Source organism: Parafrankia sp. EUN1f, assembly GCF_000177675.1.
Classification (GTDB): domain Bacteria; phylum Actinomycetota; class Actinomycetes; order Frankiales; family Frankiaceae; genus Parafrankia.
In genome coordinates, this window is record NZ_ADGX01000363.1 from 1 (window position 1) to 1,372 (window position 1,372).

Annotated in this window: 1 protein-coding gene; it reads right to left on the reverse strand. The window is 80.0% G+C overall.

Features of this window, described 5'->3' with window-relative positions; genetic code table 11:
• On the reverse strand, positions 1 to 1,372 hold a 1,372-nt coding region (locus FREUN1FDRAFT_RS39085), incomplete at both ends, for a DNA polymerase (RefSeq protein ID WP_006545987.1).

A 1,372-nucleotide genomic window follows, 5' to 3' on the forward strand; every position in this document is an offset into this window, starting at 1 on the left:
CCGGCGGCGCCGGTTCGCAGCGGAAGCCGGCGCCCGCCGAACGTGCGCAGCGGCGGCCCGTCGAAGCCGCCCCGCGCCGCCGCACGGCCGGCCGACTCGGCCGCGTCGAGGTAGGCGAGCGCGACCGGGTAGGACCGGCGCATCTGGCGCAGCGCCTGGCCCGCGGTGCCGGAGGTCTGGCCGTACATCGCCGCGAGCACCGCGACCTTCGCCGTGGGCCGGTCGACGCCGAGCCGGGCCGCGACCGGCGCGTACAGGTCGTCCTGCCCGGTCGCCGCGGCCAGCTCCCGGTCACCGGAGACGACCGCCAGCACCCGTGGCTCGATCTGGCCGAGGTCGGCCCGCACGAACTGGTGGCCGGGCTCGGCGACCACCACGACCCGCAGGTCGGCCGGCAGGTTGTGCAGCCCGGCGGCGGCCGTCATCCGCCCGGCGGCCCCGTCGCTGCCGCGCCACTCACCGCGCAGCCGGCCGTCGGCCCCGACGTGCTCGTCGAGCCAGCGGAAACCGTAGGTGGTCGCGACCCGTTCCGCCCGGCGCCAGCGCAGCAGGGCGTCGACCGCCGGGTGCGCCGCGCGCAGGGCGGTCAGTCGCCACGACCGGGTGTCGGGCACGTCGATGCCGACCGCGGCGAGCCCGGCCCGGACGGAGGCAGGGTTGCGCAGATCGACCGAGCCGCCGAGGTGGCGCAGCACCGGAGCGTCGCGGGCCCGCCGCGCGGCCATCTGACCGGCTTCGTCGCGGGGCCGTGGGCCGACGAGGCCGGCGATCGTCGCCTCGGCGGTCGGGCGGTGCACCGGCAGGCCGTACCGCCACAGCTCATGGGCGAGCAGCTCGGCGCCCGACTCCGCCCGCGCGGTGAGCACCGCGAGCCCGAGCGCGGACGGACGGGCCCGCGGGTCGGGCAGTGCGCGCAGCGCCCGCTCCTGCGCCGCCCGCACGGTCAGCGCCAGCCGTGCGAACCGGGCCGCCCGTTCCAGCCTGGTCGCCAGACCACCCGGCGCGAGGCCGAGCAGCGTCTCCTGGACCCAGACCGGCCGGAGCTGGCCGTCGGGCCCGACCGGGTCCTCCGGCCGCCCACCGGCCGGCCACGCGTCCCGCGGGTCCCACGCAGGCGCGTCCCGCCGGTCCCCCGCGGGAGCGTCGCGCGGTGCATCCGGTGCGAGGGGGTCCTGGGAGTCCTGGCGCTCCCGGGGGTCGTCCTCGAGGGCCGCGAGCAGGTCGAGCTGGCCGTCACGCCGGACCCGCGGTGGCGGTGGCGGCGCCGCGAGCCCACGGGCCGCGGCCCACACCACGCCCGGGTCATCCCGCCCGCCCCCGTGCAGGAGCCGGTGGACCGCGGCCAGGTCCCAGCACTGCGCGGGGGCGCGCC